The 19,396-nt window shown below is 62.7% G+C and carries 20 protein-coding genes; 8 read left to right on the top strand and 12 right to left on the bottom strand.

Annotated elements, in window-relative coordinates:
* Nucleotides 1–66 precede the first annotated feature (66 nt).
* Both CW354_RS20205 and CW354_RS20200 read right to left on the bottom strand, forming a co-directional pair.
* Entirely contained in the window at nt 67–1,101 is a 1,035-nt protein-coding gene (locus CW354_RS20205; protein ID WP_104831914.1) for an extracellular solute-binding protein, read from the bottom strand.
* 61 nt (nt 1,102–1,162) lie between these two features.
* The gene (locus CW354_RS20200) at nt 1,163–1,780 is read right to left on the bottom strand and encodes a hypothetical protein (RefSeq protein ID WP_165793863.1); all 618 of its coding nucleotides are present in this window, start codon (nt 1,778–1,780) and stop codon (nt 1,163–1,165) included.
* Nucleotides 1,781–1,954: 174 nt separating this feature from the next.
* Between CW354_RS20200 and CW354_RS20195 the strand changes: the two genes are divergently transcribed.
* The 3 genes from CW354_RS20195 to CW354_RS20185 are packed head-to-tail and all read left to right on the top strand — an operon-like array spanning nt 1,955 to nt 4,935.
* A complete protein-coding gene (locus CW354_RS20195; RefSeq protein ID WP_104831913.1) occupies nt 1,955–2,632 on the top strand; it encodes a response regulator in 678 nt (225 codons plus the stop codon).
* The gene (locus CW354_RS20190) at nt 2,629–4,002 is read left to right on the top strand and encodes an ATP-binding protein (protein WP_104831912.1); all 1,374 of its coding nucleotides are present in this window, start codon (nt 2,629–2,631) and stop codon (nt 4,000–4,002) included. The genes CW354_RS20195 and CW354_RS20190 overlap by 4 nt, the downstream gene beginning before the upstream one ends.
* A 30-nt stretch (nt 4,003–4,032) precedes the next feature.
* Nucleotides 4,033–4,935, top strand: a complete 903-nt coding sequence (locus tag CW354_RS20185) for a DUF1259 domain-containing protein (protein ID WP_165793862.1) — start codon at nt 4,033–4,035, stop codon at nt 4,933–4,935.
* A 65-nt stretch (nt 4,936–5,000) separates the two neighbouring features.
* Here the strand turns inward: CW354_RS20185 and CW354_RS20180 are convergent, their stop codons facing one another.
* The 10 genes from CW354_RS20180 to CW354_RS24165 form a co-directional block, all read right to left on the bottom strand.
* A complete protein-coding gene (locus CW354_RS20180; RefSeq protein ID WP_243396495.1) occupies nt 5,001–6,218 on the bottom strand; it encodes an MFS transporter in 1,218 nt (405 codons plus the stop codon).
* Nucleotides 6,200–7,594, bottom strand: a complete 1,395-nt coding sequence (chrA, locus tag CW354_RS20175; protein ID WP_104831911.1) for a chromate efflux transporter — start codon at nt 7,592–7,594, stop codon at nt 6,200–6,202. The genes CW354_RS20180 and chrA overlap by 19 nt, the downstream gene beginning before the upstream one ends.
* Before the next feature lie 661 nt (nt 7,595–8,255).
* On the bottom strand, nt 8,256–8,930 hold the full coding sequence (locus tag CW354_RS20165) for a TIGR03747 family integrating conjugative element membrane protein (protein ID WP_104831909.1): 675 nt from the start codon (nt 8,928–8,930) through the stop codon (nt 8,256–8,258).
* 4 nt (nt 8,931–8,934) lie between these two features.
* On the bottom strand, nt 8,935–11,160 hold the full coding sequence (gene traD, locus CW354_RS20160) for a type IV conjugative transfer system coupling protein TraD (RefSeq protein ID WP_104831969.1): 2,226 nt from the start codon (nt 11,158–11,160) through the stop codon (nt 8,935–8,937).
* 20 nt (nt 11,161–11,180) lie between these two features.
* Entirely contained in the window at nt 11,181–11,711 is a 531-nt protein-coding gene (locus CW354_RS20155) for an integrating conjugative element protein (protein ID WP_104831908.1), read from the bottom strand.
* Nucleotides 11,708–12,274: a transglycosylase SLT domain-containing protein gene (locus CW354_RS20150; protein ID WP_165793861.1), complete on the bottom strand. Its 567-nt coding sequence runs from the start codon at nt 12,272–12,274 to the stop codon at nt 11,708–11,710. The genes CW354_RS20155 and CW354_RS20150 overlap by 4 nt, the downstream gene beginning before the upstream one ends.
* Complete coding sequence (locus CW354_RS20145) at nt 12,264–13,103, bottom strand: TIGR03759 family integrating conjugative element protein (protein WP_104831906.1); 840 nt, start codon at nt 13,101–13,103, stop codon at nt 12,264–12,266. The genes CW354_RS20150 and CW354_RS20145 overlap by 11 nt, the downstream gene beginning before the upstream one ends.
* On the bottom strand, nt 13,100–14,224 hold the full coding sequence (locus CW354_RS20140; RefSeq protein WP_104831905.1) for a peptidase associated/transthyretin-like domain-containing protein: 1,125 nt from the start codon (nt 14,222–14,224) through the stop codon (nt 13,100–13,102). The genes CW354_RS20145 and CW354_RS20140 overlap by 4 nt, the downstream gene beginning before the upstream one ends.
* Before the next feature lie 31 nt (nt 14,225–14,255).
* A complete protein-coding gene (gene pilL2 / locus CW354_RS20135; protein WP_104831904.1) occupies nt 14,256–14,711 on the bottom strand; it encodes a PFGI-1 class ICE element type IV pilus protein PilL2 in 456 nt (151 codons plus the stop codon).
* Between the two features lie 297 nt (nt 14,712–15,008).
* Complete coding sequence (locus CW354_RS24165) at nt 15,009–15,269, bottom strand: helix-turn-helix domain-containing protein (protein WP_207764936.1); 261 nt, start codon at nt 15,267–15,269, stop codon at nt 15,009–15,011.
* A 186-nt stretch (nt 15,270–15,455) separates the two neighbouring features.
* Here CW354_RS24165 and CW354_RS20125 point away from each other — a divergent pair, with 186 nt between their 5' ends.
* From CW354_RS20125 to CW354_RS20105, 5 genes are all read left to right on the top strand, one after another.
* Nucleotides 15,456–15,740, top strand: coding sequence for a hypothetical protein (locus tag CW354_RS20125; protein ID WP_104831902.1), 285 nt, complete (start codon nt 15,456–15,458; stop codon nt 15,738–15,740).
* On the top strand, nt 15,737–16,297 hold the full coding sequence (locus CW354_RS20120; protein WP_104831901.1) for a hypothetical protein: 561 nt from the start codon (nt 15,737–15,739) through the stop codon (nt 16,295–16,297). The genes CW354_RS20125 and CW354_RS20120 overlap by 4 nt, the downstream gene beginning before the upstream one ends.
* Nucleotides 16,298–16,747: 450 nt before the next feature.
* Nucleotides 16,748–16,948 carry a hypothetical protein gene (locus CW354_RS20115; RefSeq protein ID WP_104831900.1) on the top strand — a complete coding sequence of 67 codons (201 nt, stop codon included), beginning with the start codon at nt 16,748–16,750 and terminating at the stop codon, nt 16,946–16,948.
* A gap of 167 nt (nt 16,949–17,115) precedes the next feature.
* Nucleotides 17,116–17,733 (top strand): hypothetical protein, encoded by a 618-nt coding sequence (locus tag CW354_RS20110; RefSeq protein WP_104831899.1) that lies wholly within the window; start codon nt 17,116–17,118, stop codon nt 17,731–17,733.
* Between the two features lie 723 nt (nt 17,734–18,456).
* A complete protein-coding gene (locus tag CW354_RS20105) occupies nt 18,457–19,392 on the top strand; it encodes a hypothetical protein (protein WP_104831898.1) in 936 nt (311 codons plus the stop codon).
* The last annotated feature ends 4 nt before the right edge of the window (nt 19,393–19,396 follow it).

Here is a 19,396-nt window from a genome sequence, read left to right as displayed (position 1 = left end):
GATTCTTGTGTGTCGCGCGATTCTCGCAAAAAGCCGGTTCCCGCTTTTTTGCATCGCGCTCCCGTTTCACCGGGCGCGGTCGGCGAAGTCCTTGAGGAAACCGCGGTTGAGCTCCTCAAGCCGGCCGGCGAGCGCCGTATAATCGACTTCCATCGGGCGCATTTGATCGAGGGTAATCATTTCCTCCGGGACGGCGACGCCGGCGCGTAATGGAAATTGCGCGGCGGCGCTTGTCGCAAGGGCCTCTTCGGTCGCGGGCCGCAGCAGATAGTCGATAAAGCGCTCGCCGTTTTCCGGATTGGGGCCGCCCGCAATCAGGACGGCTGCGTTGGGGATGACAAGCGTCCCCATGCCGTCCGCATCGGGATAGACGATCTCGATGGGCTTTCCTTCCATAAGCGCGACATTGGCGTCATCGGTATCCGTGACACCGATGGCGCAACGGCCTTCGGCGACAAGCCGCCGCACGTCGCCATTCGAGGAGGCGAGCTGTCCGCCATTCGCCAGGAATTCGTTGAAGAAGCGCTTCGCGCCTTCCTCGCCCAGCACCGCAAAGAGCGCCGCCGCATGCATGGACGTCGTGCCAAAAAGCGGATTGGCGAGACAGGCGCGCCCTTGAAATCGAGGGTTGACCAGATCCATGACGGAGCGGGGCGCGTCGCCGGCGGCGACCCTGTCTTTGTTATAAATGAGCACTCGCGCCCGGGCGGAGAACCCCGTCCAGTAGCCTTGCGGGTCGGAAAACGCAGCAGGCAGCCCATCGGCTTGCGGCGACTTGTACGGCGTCGCGACGCCCTGTTTCTTCAGGATCTCCGCGCGAACCGGATCGCCGCTCCAGAACACATCCGCTTGCGGACGATTCTTTTCCGCGATCAGCCGGTTGAGCAGGCCCGTGCTCTTTGCTTCCTCAGTATCGGGGACAAGGCGGACGGCAACGCCGGTTTCCTTCTGAAACGCCTCTGCGATCGGCCGGGCGAACACATCGTCGACCGAGGTATAGACAACGACTTCTCCGGCGTCGCGCCCGCTCCAGGGCCGCCACACAGCGAGGGCGAGAACGAGGGCGAGCGCTGCGATCGCGATCAAAAACACTCTGCTCATGGGCTCATTCCTTCCGGGCGACGGTCACGCCCCCTTGTTTTTCAGCCAACAGGCCGAGATGTCATTGAGCGCCGAATGCAAAGTCGTCGAATTCGGTGACGCTGTCCGCTTTGGTCCATACGCCGACGGCGCCCGCGCCGGAAATATGATCATCTTCGAGATCAATATATTGAACGCCATCGAGGAACACATTGATTTTCTGCCCGGCGAATTCCACGCGCAGCACATGCCATTCGTTCAACGCCACCGGCGCGTCGACATATTTGATCGTCCGGCGCCTGCCTTTCGTCGTGTGGTACAGCGAAACGTTATTTTCAAGCGCGTTGGCGCGCGCGACGTAATAATTGTCGCCGTCCTTCCAGCGCCACATCAGTCCGCCGGCCTGATCTTTTTTCCCCTCAAGCGGTCGGAATCTGACCTCCACATATCCGTCGGCGATCGATGCGGGCGTATACGCACACCACGGAAAATCCCCGCGCCCGGATTGTTTTAGAACATTGGGCGGCGTCGGCGCCGTCTCGTTCGTTTCGACCTTCCAGATCGGCGCGCCCTTTCCTGTCACGCCGCATGTCCAATCCTCGGCAAGCGCGCCGGGCGCCGCCGCATCGAAGTTTTCATTGCCGGCGAGGGCCGCCGTTGACACCGTCGCCATTGCCGCCGCTATGAATAGGGTTTTCATTGGCTGCTCCTTCATGCCTGTTGAACGCTGATCCGCTTTGACACTGAGCGCCCGCTCGATGAGGCTGGTCCGGCTTCATTAAGGCAGTATTATGCGCCGCCGCCCTCCGCTTAATACTGCGATAATGACGCCCGGCGAGGGTGACCCAGCGGACATGGAAGCGAGGCAGCCGGTTTGCGCATTTTGATCGTCGAGGACGAGGATCGGATCGTCGAAATCCTCACTGCCGCGCTGCGCAAGGCGGGATTTACGGTCGACGCCGCCGGGACGGCCGCCGATGCGGGCGAGGCGCTTGCGGCTATTCCCTACGATGCCGTGATCCTCGATCTCGGTCTGCCGGATGGCGACGGGCTTGACGTGCTCGCGGCGGCGCGGACCGCCGGCGGAAATGCGCCCGTCCTGATCCTGACCGCGCGCGACGCCGTCGAGGACCGGGTATTGGGTCTCGACAGCGGAGCCGACGACTATCTCGTCAAGCCCTTCGCGACCGCCGAGCTCATCGCCCGCGTCAAGGCGCTCCTGCGCCGGCCGGGGGGCGCGTTGGGCGCGGTTCTGACGGCCGGCAACCTCACCCTCGACACCATCGGCCGCGACGCGAAAGTCGATGACCGGCCGGTTTCGCTATCGCGGCGCGAGATCGCCATTCTCGAGCATCTGATGCGCCGGCTCGGCCGGGTCGTGCCGAGAGGCGTGCTCGAAGAAAAGCTCTACGGGATCGAGGAAGAGGTCGACTCCAACGCCATTCCCGTCCACGTCCATCATCTGCGGCGCAAGCTTCTTGAAAACGGCGCCGCTGCGGAAATCCACACCGTGCGGGGGATTGGCTACATGCTTGCCGAGCCGAAGCCATGAAAGCCCTTCGCCTGCGCTCGCTTCAGCTTCGGCTCGCCCTGCGTCTGGGAGCGTTGTTTCTTGCGGCGAGCCTTCTTGCGACCGGCGCTCTTGTCTATCAGACATATGAGGCCGCGGACTCGCTCGGCGAGCGGAACCTGATCGAGCGCGCCAATGATCTCGCGCGGCTCGTCAAGCGCGAAGACAACAACGCATCCGTCATCGACCTTCCCCCGCGGCTCGCCGCCGCCTATGGCTCTTCCGACGGCGTCTCGGCGTTCGCGATCCGCGATGCGGGCGGCCGGGTGATCGCCGCTTCCCGAGACGAGATCGCGACGCTGGCGGCAGGGCGTCCGCCGGCCGATGACGAGCCGCGTTTCTTCCGCTTCAACGTGTCGGGGCGCGAGTATTATGGTCTTGACCAGCGATTGGAGAGCGCCGCCGGGCCGATCTTCGTCACGGTCGCAGAGGCGAGCGAAGCAGAGGCCCTCCTGCACGCCATGTTGCGCGAGTTCATCTTCGATGCGGCCTGGACCATCCCGATCTTCGTCGCCGCAACGCTTCTTGTCGGCGTGCTCGCCATCCGCGGCGGTCTCAAGCCATTGCGCGAAGTCTCGGCGCAAGCCGCCATGATCGAGCCGGGCGCCATCTCGCAGCGCCTGTCGACGCGCGATCTGCCGGGCGAGATCGAGCCGCTGGTCGCCGCCGTGAACAAGGCGCTCGACCGCCTTGAACAAGGCTTCGCCCTGCAGCGCCAGTTCACGGCCAACGCGGCCCACGAATTGCGCACGCCGCTCGCCATCATCTCAGGCGCCCTGGAGACGATCGAAGGCGACGGCGACATCGCCAAGCTCCGCCAGGACGCCGCCCGGATGAACCGGCTTGTGGAGCAACTGCTTCGCGTCGCCCGACTCGACAGCGTCGCCCTCGATGTCTCGGCGGAGACAGATCTCGCCGCGGTCGCAACCGAAGTCGTGGAGCACATGGCGCCGCTGGCGATCGCGCAAGATCGTTCGATTGCTTTCATTGGCGCTGATCGTCCGGTCCACATCAAAGGCAATCGATATGCGATCGAAGACGCCTTGAGGAATCTGATCGAAAACGCCATCGCGCACACGCCGCCGCAAACCGAAATCTGCGTAGAAGTTTTGGAGCGGGGCGAGGTTAGCGTTTCCGATCACGGCCCCGGCGTTCCGCCGGAGGATCGCGAGCGCGTCTTCGACCGCTTCTGGCGCGGCGACGCGCGCGGCGCGGGCGCCGGACTCGGGCTTGCCATCGTCCGGGAGACGATGAAGGCCCATGGCGGCGGCGTCGAGGTCGCCGATAATCCTGGCGGCGGCGCGCGGTTTACGCTGCGTTTTAGGCGCTCGTCGCACGACCTAGATCAATGAGATATCGTCAGTAAAAGGAAGAAAGAAATCATGAGAACAATCTGCACAGTTATCGCGTTTGCGCTCGCGCTTGCGCTTGCGCTCTCCAATACGAGCATTGCGCTCGGCGCAGAGTCGTCAATCAAGGCGGCTGTGGAGCGCGGCGCGGACATGTCGGCGACGGTGACGAGTGACGGCGTCGTGCGCATCGGCTGGCAAAGAGATGACGCGCCGGTGCGGATCGACGGGGCCGCGTTTCCGCCGGCCGCAGGCCTCGGTTCCTGGGCGGCTTTCACAGCCGTGGGCGACCACGCCATGCTCATGGGAGACACCGTGGTTTTCGAGGACGAGATCACGCCCGCCATGGACGCGGCGTTCGCCAATGGTCTTTCCGTCACCGCCTTGCACAATCATTTCATCTATGACGACCCGCCGGTCTATTTCATGCATATCGGCGGCCAGGGCGAGGCGGAGGCGCTCGCCAAGGGCGTCAAGGCGATGTGGGACGCGATCAGGTCCGTGCGCGCGGCGCATTCCGCGCCGCGGCGAAGCAGCGGCGCCGGCGAAGTCGGAACGGGCGATCTCGATAGCGCCGCGCTGGAGCGCATTCTCGGCGCCGCGGCGTCCGTGAACGGCGGCGTCGCGAAGTTCACCTTCGCCAGAGAAGGCGTCATGCACGGGCAGCGGATCGGCGGCTCGATGGGTTTGACCACCTGGGCCGCCTTCATCGGCGATGATTCCGCGGCGGCCGTCGCCGGCGACTTCATGATGACCGCCGACGAGGTCCAGCCCGTCATGCGCGCCTTGCGCCGTCATGACGTCCATATCGTCGCGCTGCACAACCACATGATCGGGGAGGAGCCGACCTCCTACTTCCTCCACTTCTGGGGCCGCGGTCCGGCGCAAGAGCTCGCCGCAGGCATTCGCGCGGCGCTCGACGCACAAAAGGAATGACCCTCGCTTTCTCGGCCTTTGCTGAATCCCGGGAAGCGATGAACTTTGATACTTTCGGCGGCGTCTCATGACTCTTCCGGCGGCCTAATGTTCCGGAACTGCGTGAGCAGAAGAAGATCGTAGACGATCTTCAGCATGCCGCAGATGAGTAGAGGCAAGGCCTGATATGAAGCCGCGAACAATGCTCCGGCCATTGCCGGGCTGGCCGCAGCCGCGAGGCTGCGCGGCACTGCCGTGAAGCTTGCGGCGGCGGCGCGTTCCGTCTCGGTGACGACCGCCATCACATAGGAGGAGCGCGTCGGCACGTCCATCTGCGAGAGCGCGGCGCGGATGAGCAGGAGTCCTAACGCCAACGGAAGCGTCGGGGCGATCGCGGCCAGCATCAGGGCGATGCTGGAAGGAATATGCGTAAACACCATCGTGTTGATGAGCCCGATGCGCTGCGAGAGCCAGGCGGCGACGGGAAACGAGAACGCCGACAGCACGCCGGAGCAAAAGAAGAAAACGCCGGCGGCCGCCAGCGACAGGTCGAACCGCTCGAACAGCCAGAGGGCCAGCAACGACTGGACAACGAATCCGCCAGCGAAGGCGTCAAAGCTGAAGAGCGCCGCCAGCCGGAAGACGATCCCGCGGGACGGACCCAGCGCAGACGCCGAGCGCGCGTTTCGGACCGGCCGCCGCTTCGGGATCCGGGCATAAAAAACGCCCCCGATGAGGCCGAGAAGCGCATAGAGAATGAACATCGCCTTGATGGCGATCAGCGTGTCGACTCCAATCCGTGCGAGGAGGTCGGGTGCGCCCGCAACGAGGGCGCCGACCGCTGCGGCCAGGGCGCCGACGAGGCTATAGCGTGCGAACATCTTCGTGCGGTCGGCATCGCTGACGGCTGAAGTGAGCGCCGCGTGCTCCAGCGGCACGAAGACGCTGACGCTCCCGGCCGAGGGATTGATCGTGCCCGCGAAGGCCACGACCAGCAGTAACGCATAGGCGTCGATCGCAGCAAAGGCGACGCCGGTTGCGATCATCAGGCTGGCCGCGCCAAGTAGAAGCGGGCGATGGCCGTAGCGCGCGCCGAGAAGGCCGACGCCGATGGTGAGAAACGCCGAACCCAAGAGCGATGCCGTCGAGATGACGCCGACCTCGAGCGGCGTAAGGCCGAGCGCGAGCAGGTAGACCGGCAAGAGGACGGCAACGAAGCCGTCGCCGAAATCCCGCAGCGCACGGGCCGTGAACAGGCATGTCGTTGCGTGAAACCGCACGTGTTTCACGCCAGCATGCGCCACGCGACCCCCAGCGCGGCGCTGACGCCGAGCACCGGGATCATGCCCGCATGGAAGCGCAACATCGCAATTAATGCGCCGGCGGCGAGCACGAGGCTCGCGATATCGATGGTTTCGATCGCCGGAATCTGCAGCCTGAGACCGTAAGCCCGGAAGACTGCGACCTCCGCGAACACCACATGCAGGGAGAACCAGACTGCAAGGTTGAGAACCACGCCGACGACCGCCGCCGTGATCGCCGAAAGCGCCGCGCTCAAGGATTGATTTCCTCTGAGCTGCTCGACATAGGGCGCCCCAAGAAAGATCCACAGGAAGCACGGTGTGAAGGTCACCCATGTCGCCAGCACCGACGCGAGCATGCCGGCCGTGAAAGGATCGAGCCCGGTGGCCTCCCGGAAGGCGCCCATGAAGGCCACAAATTGCACGACCTGGATCAAGGGACCCGGCGTCGTCTCCGCCATGCCCAGACCGTCGAGCATCTCGCCGGGAGCGAGCCAGCCGTAGTTCTGCACGGCCTCTTGCGCCATATAGGCGAGCACGGCGTAGGCGCCGCCGAAGGTGACGACGGCGAGCTTCGAAAAGAACAGCCCGATCCTGGTGAAGACATCATCCGGCCCAAGGACGGCGGCGATGACGATCAGCGGCGCAAACCACAGGGAAAGCCAGACGCCCGCGACCCTGACGGCGCGGCCAAGCGTTGGCCGCGTGTGGTCCGCCCGCCCGTCCGCAAGCATTGAGTCGACCGCCGGCTCCTCGCTGTTCCCTTTGGCCTCGCGTTCCTTGATGACGACGAACTTGTCGGGGTCGAACCGCTCGCCGAGAAAGCCGATCAAGGCGGCGCCGATGACGATTAGGGGAAACGGCGCATCGAGAAAGAAAATGCCGATAAAGGCCGCCGCGGCGATCGCATACATGTAGCTGTTCTTCAGGACGCGCTTGCCGATCCTGAGCACGGCTTCCACAACCACGGCCAGCACGGCCGCCTTGACGCCGAAGAAGATCGCCTGAACGAAGGCAAGCTCCTGATACCCGGCGTAGAGGACGCTCAAGATCAGGATACTGATGAAGCCGGGCAGCACGAACAATGTCCCGGCGACGAGGCCGCCGGCCGTCCGGTGCAGCAACCAGCCGATATAGGTCGCGAGCTGCTGCGCCTCGGGCCCGGGCAGCAGCATGCAATAGTTGAGGGCGTGCAGGAACCGGCTTTCGCTGATCCACTTCTTCTCGTCGACAAGGATGCGATGCATCACTGCAATCTGCCCCGCCGGTCCGCCGAAGGAGAGCGCCGCGACACGCAGCCAGACGCGGAACGCCTCTCCGAATGACACGGATCGCCCATGCGTGTTCGGCGCGGTCGCCTTTTGCGTTGAACCGGTCATTTTTTCGATCCCCGCCCGACTTGTTCTCTTCCGATGCGGCGCGCCGCCGCGCGCCGCTCATCACTGCACGCGTTTGCCGGCCGGGCATTGAGCGGCCGCGCTGGGTCTTGCCCAGCGCCTTTCAACGCCGGATCCGGCGCCGGGAGATTAAGCTTCGATATGGGAAGGCGCTTCATGCCGACGCTCCGCTGCCCGGCGCGATGACCATCACGCCGTCACGAAGCGGGACTTGGGCGAAACCTCGCCTGCAGCGGGCGCCCGCTGCAGGCCCGCGAAAGGATTGATATCACCTAAAGAAAGGCGCCGCAATATGAACGCGAAACGCGCGAGGGGTCAGCGAACGCCTGACTTTTCATTCGTTCGTCCGCGCCCGCGTCGGACATTTGCGCGCCGGAGTTCGTAACGGAAGTTCAGGACGCCTTCAACACAGGCAACGACGTGTCATACGCACCGCCTTCCATCGATCGGGTCCGATCACCGCTCGTCATCCGCCCAGGCTGGAGCGTGGCGCACGACTATACGCCAGCGCAGGTGAATTACGCGAAGAGGGCGCCTGCTGTGAAACTCACAAATCTGCTTCTGTCGGCATCGTACCCGTCAGCGGACATTCGCCCTAAATCGACTACAGTTTGGGATAAACGCGAATATCGTACATGCCTTGTCAGAGATATTTCTTGAAGCTGGCCGAGGAGACCCTGAGCGCGAGCCCGAAGAGAACCGCGAAGGGCAATATCACCAGGGCCGGATTGATCCTCACCGGCGACGACAAATAGAGGACCCAGGTCCAGATGATCGCTGGTTTGATGAACCGCGCAGCGATATGGAACACATAGCCGCTTTCCCTTCCGCCGCCCCATCGGCGGATGTCGCGCTCGACGAGACCATCCGCCAGGCCGACGACGCCGGCGAGGAGGAAAACCGGCATGGCGAGCGAGAGAATGGTGAGGCGGACGACGAACACCTGAGTGATGTTGACCAAGGCGAAGGCGTATTCGCGGATGACGCCGCCAAACCTTGAAAACCATTCGATCGCGCCAGTGCGCTCCCAAACCCGTTCATAGGTCCAATCGACTGCGTCGGCCGCGATGTCGGACGGAGGGCGGCCCGTGAGCACGGCCTTGGCCCCATGGGCGAGATTGGAGATTTCGGCGCGCAAGAGATTGAGACTGTGCTCAGCCCCTTCTTCTTTCCACCAAAACGCCATGCCGATCCATTCGAGGATGACGGAGAAAACCAGCGAGATCATCAACCAGGCGACGATTTCGAGCACCGAACCTATGATGAAGCTGACAAGGCCGCGTTGTTCCGTTTGCGTCCTGGTTGGCGCCGTCGCCATTGGCTCAATCCTCCGAAGCGGCGTTTGCCGCCTCTAAAAAACCAACCGGCGGGGACGGCGTAGCGATCTCGTCAACCGCTACGTCTAGAGCTGCGTCTTCTTCTGTGATGTTGACGGGCGCGCCGCCGGCGTTCGCTATGCTCGCGGCCCGGCGCCACCAGGGCTCCTCGGTGCGGAACCAGAGATCATTGGTGACATAACGCTCGCGCATGGCCTCGGCGATGCCTTCGACGCCATCAGGCAGAGACTCGTTTCTCGGCTCGACAGGCAGCGGCAAGCGCAGTTTCCACAGCGTGCCGCCTTCGAGCAGGGCGAAGGCTTGCCCCTTGGGCAGCTGGATCAGTTGCGACGGCGTCACCATGGGAACGCGCATGGTGGTGACGCGGTCTTCATTGCGGCTCGTAAAATGCGAGCTCGAATCCGGCGCGCTCGAATCGTTGACGCCCGAGACGGACATCATTTGCTGAATCTCCACCTCGCTTAGCTGGTTGGTCAAGAGCTCGGCCGTCGCCTGCTCCTTGACGCGCAGCATGATGAGCGTGTTGAAATTTCCCGTGATCTGTCCCGCCTTGGCGCGACTCCTAACCCGCGCCTCGATATCGGACCAGGTTTGGGTGTAAGCGGTCACCTGCACGCCGGCGCCGCCCGCCTTGTTGACGAGGGGAATGAATTCATCGCCGATCAGTTCGTTGAATTCGTCGGCATGGATGTTGATGGGCTGTTTAACTTTGACCGCTGCGCTATCGCTCGTCGCCAACCCGTCCTCGATTCCGTGCTTGTAAATCTCGCCGGCGACGCTGACGAGGTCGGCGAACATGGAATTGCCGACGGCGCTCGACACGGTGAAGTCCGAGAGCGCGTCGAGGCCGACATAAACGATGCCCTTTTCGCGGATCACCTGACGCCAGTCGAGGATCGGACGATCGTCATTGAGATTGCAATAATCGGGCGAGAGGAGCTCGGCGACCTGACCGCTGGTCAGCTTCTCCATCAAGGGGCCGAGCGAGGAAACGATTTTGTCGAAATAGGTCCGGTCGTATTGCCAGGCCGATTTGAGGCCGTCGAGAACGGGATCGTAGTCGTTCTTTTTGGCTGTATATTTAAAGAGCGCGATCGCTTCGTGGTTGCGACCTTTCATGGCGAAGGGCAGATGGCGTTCGTCGATATTGTTGCGAATGGTCTCGATCGCTTGTGACCAGCCGGCCTCGCCATGCTCCCTCAAATAGACATTGGCGTATTCGATGAAGAGACCTTCGATGTTGTTGATATACTGACGGATCTGCTTGTAGTCGGGGCGCCGGCCGAGGGCGACGAGGGCGCGCGCGATGATATTGGTGAACCGCCAGGCGAACTCCCGGAAGGCCGCAGCGTTGCCTTCATTGGGAAGCTGGCCGGCGATCCGCGTCGCCACTTCGGTGATCCGCGAGAAGGAGCCGATGGCGTTGTAGCGTGCCGATTGCGCCGGAAAGCCGAGATGGAAGAGGTAGAATCGTTCTTCGCGGCCCGCCGCGACCGCTTCCGCGTACATGCGTTTCAAGAGATCGGCGTCGCCCTTGGGGTCGAAAGTAATGACGACGTCGCCGCGGCGGATGTCCTGGGTGATCAGCGTCTCGGCGAGGCGAGTCTTGCCGACGCGCGTCGTGCCGAGAACGAGCGTGTGGCCGACGCGTTCGCGCAAATCCATGAAAGCGCTCTGCTCGCGGGGCTCGATCGCATGGATTGCGGGATTGCCGCCGACGGGCGGCAGCGGCCTTAAAGGGTTCCACCAGGCGTCGCGGCTGAGAAAGCCCGCGATCAGGGAGAGGCTTGGCGCGTGCTCCCAGGCGACTTCCGCTTTGCGCGCCCATCGATAGAGCGGGCCCGGACGGACGTAAGCTTGCGCTTCGGGCCGCAACGTATCGCGCAGGCGCTGCGTGTGTTTCTGCTCCCATTGAAAGCCCCGCCCTAGAAACAGCTTGCGGTTCGACACCGGGATCCGATCGGCGGGAAGGGCGTAACGCGGCAAGCGTTTCAAATGACGATGGTACGTCACGATCCGCCAGCCTTCTCGAAGACGGGGAATGGTCACAAGGAGGAGGATCGCGGCGCTGGCGCCGTAGGCGACTTTCGGCGGCATCAGCGTCAGGCCCGGCGCGATCGCCGCAACGGCCGCGACACAGAATGAAATGAGCGCGCTCCACAGTTCGACGGGCGGCCTCAACAGCGCTTCGACCTGGTATTTGTCGCTCATCGCCGCCTCTAATAGCATTACTACTGTTGTACGCTGTTAGGCGTGATCAGGACGGGATAGTGAAAAAGCCCCAGCTCGCGCGCGATGTCGTCGCCGCCTCCGGCGAAAAGCGGAAGATCGGGCGCAACGCGCGCTAGCGCCTCGAAGCGGGCGCGGCTTTCCACATTGACGACCAGCCCGACGGCGCCGCTCGACTTCAAATAGTCCGCATTGCCCTTGAGCCAGGCGGCCGACGTGGGATCGTCGCCGATCAAGAAAACAGGCCGCATGCCGGGGCGCTTTTTGATTTCAGCCAGGACCGCAAGCGACCGGTCGCCGACACGTCCGACGGTGAGCCGCTTGGATCGGATTGGATAAAGGGAGTCCGACGACAAATTCGGATGCGTGACGGGCTGCTGCGCGCTCGCATGAAGTTTTTCGCGTAAGGCCGGGTCCGCGAAGAGATCGGCGATCGGCGTCGTCTCGCCTGTCGAATAGAGAACGCGAGGGTCCTCCGCCGCAGCGGGCGCGCATACAAATATGAGGAGGCAGAGGAGCGCCTGTCGCGTCATGGATCCGTCTCAGATTGAAGCGCGCGGCGCAGCGCGGCGACATGATCCCGATAGCGCGCCGCCCTGGCGCGTTGGGCGGGCGAGCTTCCGGGCGAGTGATAACGCCCGACCGCAATTTCCCAATCGCCGCTGACGCGATATTCCGCGGCGAGGATTTTTGCGCCCATATTGAGATTGGCGACCGGATTGAGCGCCGTATAAGGATCGATCAACGTATCCTCGTTCCAGCGATAGTTGATCTGCATCAGGCCGATGTCGATATTGCGTTCGCCCGCCGCAATGAACTCATAAAGCGCGGCCCACGCTTGCGTTTCCGTCTCGTAGAAATAACCCTTGCCCGCGACGTTCAATGTCCAGGGCCAGGGCCGCAGCGCGCCTTCGGGCAGCTGTCTTTTGGATTCGGCGAGCGCAACAGAGTAGAGCAGTGCGGGATCGGGAATATCCCAAAACGCGGCGGTCTCGCGAAAAGCAAGCGGAATGTCCGACTGCGCATGAGCGGCGGCATTGGGCGGCAAGGGCAGCGCCGCCAGAGCGAGGGGAAGTGCATAGAACTTACAGAGCATTTGGGGACACGGCCTCATATGCATCGCCGCGCCGCTCGATAAAAACAGTGTTGCCCGCAAAACTGCGCCCGAGGCGGCGGCTCACGAACTCATATTCGCCCTGGTCGTAATTGAGCGTGATGCGGCGTTTGCGGATTTTCTCGGGGCTGAGGTCAAGGCCGCGCGCCCATTTGCGGATCTCTGCATCTCGCCCCTGCTCGAGTTCGACAAAATAGATATCGGCGCCGATAAATGTTCCGGCATCGATTTTGGCGAGCGCATCCGACACTGAATCCTGACACGGGCCGCAGTCGAGACGCGTAAAGATCATCAAACGGCCCGGACGCCGGAGTCCTAGAGGCAAGGGGCCGTAGCGGCTGCCGAAATCTTCGCGCGCGGCATTGATCCGGGCGTGGTTCAGTACTTTGACATCGCCATGAGTGCGCCGCCAAGTAGCGTGCACCGTGCGCGTGAACGCGAGCGCCTTGTCGGCCTCGCGCGCCATCATCTCCACATAGAGTTCGGCGTATTTTTCGCGCTCGGCCATGGATCGCGCTTCAATACCAAGCACTTCGATCGGCGTGATGGCGGGATCACTGAGGCGGCCGCGCGGGCCGGTCATCAAATTCTGATAGCGGCGATATTCAGCCTCGGTGAGCCTCCAACGATCCGCCGCCTCTTTCAGCGGCATCGACTTCGTCGCAGACAGCTCCGTCTCGGCGCGCTCGATCGGAACGGGGGTCTGGGCATCGGCCGAAGGCGAACCGAGCACCACAATCGCGAAGGCGGCGATGAGGATTTCGTAGCCTCGCAACCGCTGCGCGCAGCGCATAGCCCGAGCGAGCGTCATGACGGGCGCTCCGGTGATTTCTCAAGCGTCACTTTATAGTTATGCGCGTCGTCGCCGATCCTGATCCATTGCCGGTGGGGCCTAAAGCCCGGCGCCGTCACTTCGATATCGTAAAGACCGGGCGCGAGCGGCATTTGCGGCGCGTAGATCGGCTTGATGTTCATAACGCGAATGCGCGCGTCGGCCGGCGTTGCGTTTACCGTGAGCGTCGCCTCCGCCGGATGTGCGCGCAGCGGGTCTGCGAAGCCTTCGCCCAACACATAGCGGCGCGGGACGCCGTCCGCCGACTGAAGAATGACCGCGCCTGCGTCGCGGTCGGCGCTTACAAGTGTCCATTCTTGACGCGTCTCGCCGGCCACGAGGTGAGCGAGTCCCTCCTTGCTCCGGATCGCGAGTTGCGGCGCGCCCGCCCACAGGTCGATGGCGACCGGCGTGAACGGCAAGTCCAGGGAGTCATCTGTTTCGCCCTCCGGCGCAGGGGCCGACGGCGACAGCGTGATGACAGAAGTCCGTGCCGCCGATTGCGGCGCTGGCAGCTTCTCAAGGCGCGCGCTGAATGCGTCCAGCGAAGTTTGCGTTTCCGCCAGTTTTTGACGAACCGTTGCAATGGCCTCTGAAGAGTCAGCGTCGCGAGATTCCGCGGTGTCGAGGCGCGCTTCAAGCGTGGCGAGATCGGCGGTCAGCCCGCGCAGGGCGCGCTTAACGGCGTCCGCGCCGGCGGCGAGGTCCGTTCGGGCGACCGCGGCTTCGCGATCGCTCGCTTCGAGGGCGTCGATCCGTTCCCTGACATCGTCAAGCTCCGCGGTCATGCGTTCGGCGAACCGGTCTTCATCCGCCGTCCAGGGGCCGTAAGATGCGGCTAGCGCGACAATGCTTGCGGCCGCGATGATTATCAGCCCGCCTGCTATCCAGCGGCGACGTTTTGCAGCATTCGCATGCGAGCGCTCATTGTCGGCCTCCAACGCGGCCGGCGATATTTCGTCCTCTGTAGCGGCAGTGTCATCGGCCGCCGTCTGATTTTGCTCTTCTTCGTCGCTTCGCAGCGCGTCGCCTGAGCGCGCGAGCCGCGTGACATTCGAGCGAGGCTCCTTGTCATCGGAAATGGAAGCGGCGCCGGACATGAGGGTTTTCCTTTGCTCTTCGTTCGATTCCTCAAATCCCGCGCTTGCGGCGTATGCCGTCTCGATCGACGTCTTCCTTGAGTTCGAAAACGACCGTCCGTTCGGCGTCATCGATCACCGGCCGGTAGGCGCCGCCGGCGAGCGCCTCCAGCGCCGACGCGATGGTCACCCCGTCGAAGCGGCGATGGATTTCCGGCAAGGGAAAGCTCGCAACCCTGGCGTGGTCCGGAAAAGCTTCGGCGTCGACCGCAAGCATCGCGTAACCAGTGCGGCGCAGGAGATATTTTGCTGCGTCGCCAACAGTCGCGATCTCCCGCCGCGGGAAAGTGACCGACACAATCGTCTGCAGCGGCTTGATCTGCTCCTGGGCGGGAACGGCGACGACGCGTACATAGCGGCCGCCTTCGAATACTTTAACTTCGTCTGCGGACGCTGCGCCGCTCGACAATGCCGCGGCGAGGGCGGCGACGTAAACGGAAGATCTCATGGGTCACGGCTCCAGTTTGCGATGAACTCGCGGTGGAGCTTCCAATGGGGACGGTCACGATGACCAGAGAGATGTCCGCCGAAGCTTGTCGACAATAAGGGCTGGCGGCGCGGCTTAAGTCTCGGCTGCGCGCGAAGAAAGTCCTTCGCGGCCCGTTCGACTTTCCGATCGCCCTCGCCGGCGGTTCAGCAGTGTCTTTGTCGTTCCGCTTCCGCCCCGATCGCCGATCCCAAGGTCAGGCACAGGCGAGGACGCATCGAGAAAGAGAAGACAATTGAGAGTGCGTCTATCTTCCCGTCACTCTGCTTCGTTCCAACTATCGTTTTCTTGAGGCTTGGCCAGTCGGACGCCCGGTCCGCCGCCGTTTTCGGGGATGAATTCGACGCCGCCGCTCTCAAGTGCCTGCGCTATCGCCGCCAAGCTTGCATGAATCGGCGACCGTGCGCCCCGCTCAAAATCCGTAATCGTGCGTTCAGAGACTTTGGCCGCCGATGCGAGATCGGAGCGCGACCATCCTATAAGCGCTCTGGCGGCTCGGCATTGTTCTTTTGTTATCATAATTTACGCAATGTTGCCGATTTTATGTTGACATTAATTCTGAAAGGTTGCAGACTATATGTGTACTTCGCCATTCAAGGAAAGGAGCGGGCATGGCCGCGCGCCTGAAAGGTCTTCTGTTGCCGAAATTCCGCCGGTTCGCGCGGCGGCGCAAGCCGAACGCGCAGGAAGCGATGGAGCCTTAATATGGCGGCACGCCGGAAATCCGCCTCGTCGCGAAAACGCCGCCGGTCAGCGCGAAAGGCCGAGGGGGAGGGGCGTGCGTTCAACACCGCCGATCTCTCCGACCGGCTTTACGACGTCATGGCCGAGCTTTTCGTTGTGTCCGACGCGATCGCCGGGAGCGAGTTGGACGACCCGAAAGAAAGCGGCCTGCGGACGATCCTTCACCGCCAGATCGACGAGATCAAAAGCCTTAAAGACATCATCCACCCGTGGACGCCGCCAAGTCCCAAGGAGACCGAATCATGACGACCCGCCGGACCATTCTGCAGGGCGCCGCCTCTCTGATCGCGCCCGCCGACTTCGACCTCGGCAATCCTCCTGTTTTGCCGGCGACCCGGTCGCCCTTCGGCGTGCTCGTCGGCGAATACCGCTGCATGCTCGCGCAGCTCGACGGTCTTTTCGCCGCCCGCAACCGGATCGAAGCCGACGCCTCATCCCGAAATAGAAAATTCCGTGACTGCCCTGAACTTGCAGTCGTCGAACAGAATGAGCGCGCTTGGTATGACGCCGAAAAGAAGCTCATCCAGCTCGGAGCGCGCACGCGGGCCGCCTCTATCGACGAGGTTATGCTCAAGCTCGTCTTGTGGCGGCTCACCGACTTCGATGCCGGGGGCTTCGACAATCCCTTCGACATGCTCGCATTCGCCGCGTATCGCGATCTGCTGTCCCTGACGGGCTGCGCCTCGCTGACGCCCAAGGCTGACGACAAGGCGCTTGCCATCGTATGGGACGATCAGGCGTTTCACCATGGTCACGACGATGAGGACGATGATGACTTCGACGAAGACGGTGAAGGCGATTGATCGACGATCCTGACTTATCGGAACAGTGAATTGTACGCCTGGAGAGGCGTCTGGCGGCAATCATGCCGCCGCTAACGGGTATGGGCGCACAGGATTCACCCATCTTTTTCCGGATTGCATCTACGTTCGGCGAGCCGAATTCGTCCGCATAGAAGAAGTTGCGGAGTCACGCCATGAGCGGCCGCTTTCCACCCGCTGCGAAATTCAACTTGGCAGGCGCCGGCGGCCCTTCGCGCTTTACCGGACGCATCCAGGCTGCTAATGGTGCGCCGTTGAAGGCGATTTATCGCTGTGGTCGGCCTGATGGTCGGCATAAAGAACCTGGCTCGAGCAGGGTAGAAGGTTCGCGGTTTTCAACGCCGTCTGCTCATCTTGAAACCGCCAAGGGTGTGTCGAACACCCGCTGGCGGGGATGAAGACGCACCTCTTTCAATACAAATGGAGTGCGTCATGGATCGTGAATTCACGACAACCAGGGGCATTCTCGTCGCCATGGCGACGGAAGACCCCAATACATTCTTGGGCTGCGTTTCGAACGCCGGCCTCGAAGACGACGACATCGAGGGCCTCGAATATCTGGTCGACATGGCCCGACGGGCCCCCGGCTACGACGCCCGCGCAGACATGCTTCGCATTCGAGGCGTGTGCTGACGATATCGACATGCGCTCGCCGCTCAGACGGGCAATCCCTGACACCGGCGATCATCCTCCGGGAGCTGGCCTCAACGGCTCGCCCCCGCGAGGGTGACGCTATGTTTCAATTTCGACGGATGCAAAGGCGTCTCCGCACTGCACCGTCCACCAATGGAGCAAACAAAATGAAGTTCCTGCGACTGAAGCAGATCGACGACGTTTTTGTCGACGGTCTCCTGACGGACGAAAATCGTTTGTTGTTCATGTCCTGCTGGGCGGCGGAAAGCCGCGCCCAGGAATTGACGGCCAAACTCTCGCTGCCGGACTCGGAAGACGGCTTCCTCGGCGGCGTTTTGACGTTCGAACGACCGGACGGCACGGTTCTGCCCGCGAACCTCGCGGCCGACGCCAAGCTCGACAAGGAGCAGGGCCGCATGCCGGCGACGGCGTTATTCGGCGATCGCATGGCGCATGTGATGGTGTTCGACCGGCTCGTAGGCTCGGTCGATAAAGTCAATCGCAAGGCGATCGCCATTCGGCGTGCGGATGCGTCCGTGACGGATCTCGATGATCGTCTCTGGCGCCTGATCAACGATGTTGCGGCGATCCCGCTGCTGGACGACTGGCGGGAGCCGATGATGGCCGCTTTTCGCGAAGAAGGCTGGCTCTATCCGATCCCCGGCTTCGGCGTCGACGGCGTCATGCTCAATCTAGCCGATGCGGCGCTGGAGCGCTGGATCAGCGAGCAACTGAAATCCGGCGTGCTCACTGTTCCGCCACGCGCCGAACGGCGCGCAGCCTGACATCCGGCGGGCTTTCAAACTTTGCGCTGTTTTCATGGTTCATGAAAGGCGCGCCGGCGGCGGCGATTACCGCCGTCACGGCGGAGACGCTGCCGGCCTTCCTCGCGGGAGACGGCGAATGCAAAGCGTTGGCGGACGAATGAAGTAGTCCGTTCACGGCAGGTCGTCCCGGCCCGCCGTGAACTCAGCCTCTCCCGCGCTTGGTCCAGACCTGTGCGTGTCTGATCCGTGTGCGCGACTTTACGCGGTCATGGTGTCGCGACCCGGTGGCCGACGCGCATGCGCCAGCGCTCCACCGCGCCATAAGCTCGGCGCCCGGACCGGATTCCTGGTACGGACGGCTTGCCGCTAGCGAAAGCAACGCAGGCGTGACGATGACTCACGCCGATCGCCCGCGGACCCCGGCGCACGGGACTGGATTCCCCCATCACTCGAAAGGCTCGGCGTTGTATATTCCCATACGGATAATCAACCGGGCTTGCAGGCCTCTGGGCCTCGTTCAAACCGGCCCATAAGGGCCAGACCTGTCCAAAAGCGCTGCCGGTGTTCGATGCCGGCAGCGATTGAGCCCATGGGCTCGAGGACCCGGCGTACCATCAACGCCGTTCAAACTGAAATCCGGGCGCATCCGTTCGAGGATCGCGCCCGGAAGCTCTTTCAACCCCACGGGGCGCATGCGTCCCCGGAGGGGACATGCGCCCATGTCATTAACAGGAGGCCATCATGGGCGACAGAACATATGCGAGCATCGCCATACCGAAAGCGTTCGAAGAGATCGTCGATCTCTGGAACGAAGTCGAAGGCGATGCGGTGGTAAAGGAAAACAGCGACGAGTCGATCGTCGTCTATGCCGATGAAGAGGCGAACTACGGTAATATCGACTGGCTGGAGCAACTGCTCGAAGAAAACGCCATTCCCTACGACAAGGAGTGGAGCCGCGGCGGCGGTTACGAGCCCGGAACCAAGAAAGTGCGCATCCGGAGAGTGGAAAATGGCGAACTCGCTGTCGACATTCTCGAATGGGACGAATCCCAGGAGAGCATAGAACTCGCCGAAGTCGCGCGGCTGCTGGATGCCGGCGCGTTCAATGAGCTGTCTGAACGGGTGCGGGAACGCCTCTCGCGGGTAACGGTATCCACGACGCTCGAAGAATCGGTGTTCTTCGAGGAGCATCAAATCCTCCTCGAACGATTGCGGCGGGAGAAGCTGGACCGGGAACGGGACGCCTGTCTCGCCGCGACGCAAAGGCATGCGTATACGCAGGCAAACGCCAATCGCGATCTTTTCGCCGAAGCAGCGATGATTTTCACCGAACTCCTTTTCGACCGTCAGTTCGACGACGAACTGACGGACAGCCTCTTAGCCTATCTCGAAGAGGTCGGCCCAATGCAGCTGCGCCACGACATCCGCGCGACGTCCGAAGCGCTGCACCGTTCCTTCGTCGTGACGGAAGAAGCCGCGGACGGAACCTGGGATCGGGCTTACGACTATGACTGGATGCCGACCTTTTTGAAGGCGGCCCTTCGCGTTGACATGAGCGTCCCAGGCCTGACGCTCGATGAAAACTTCATCCGCATCGCCTGGGAATTAGGGCTCGCCCACAAGGAAGGCCGAACGCCTGACTTTACTGCGTTTGAGTCAAAAAAGGCGCCGGCGTGAGCTG

The sequence above is a fragment of the Hyphococcus luteus genome (genome assembly GCF_002943565.1).
GTDB lineage: Bacteria > Pseudomonadota > Alphaproteobacteria > Caulobacterales > Parvularculaceae > Hyphococcus > Hyphococcus luteus.
The sequence above is the reverse complement of the archived record's forward strand: the minus strand, read 5'-3'. Positions and strand labels throughout refer to the sequence as shown.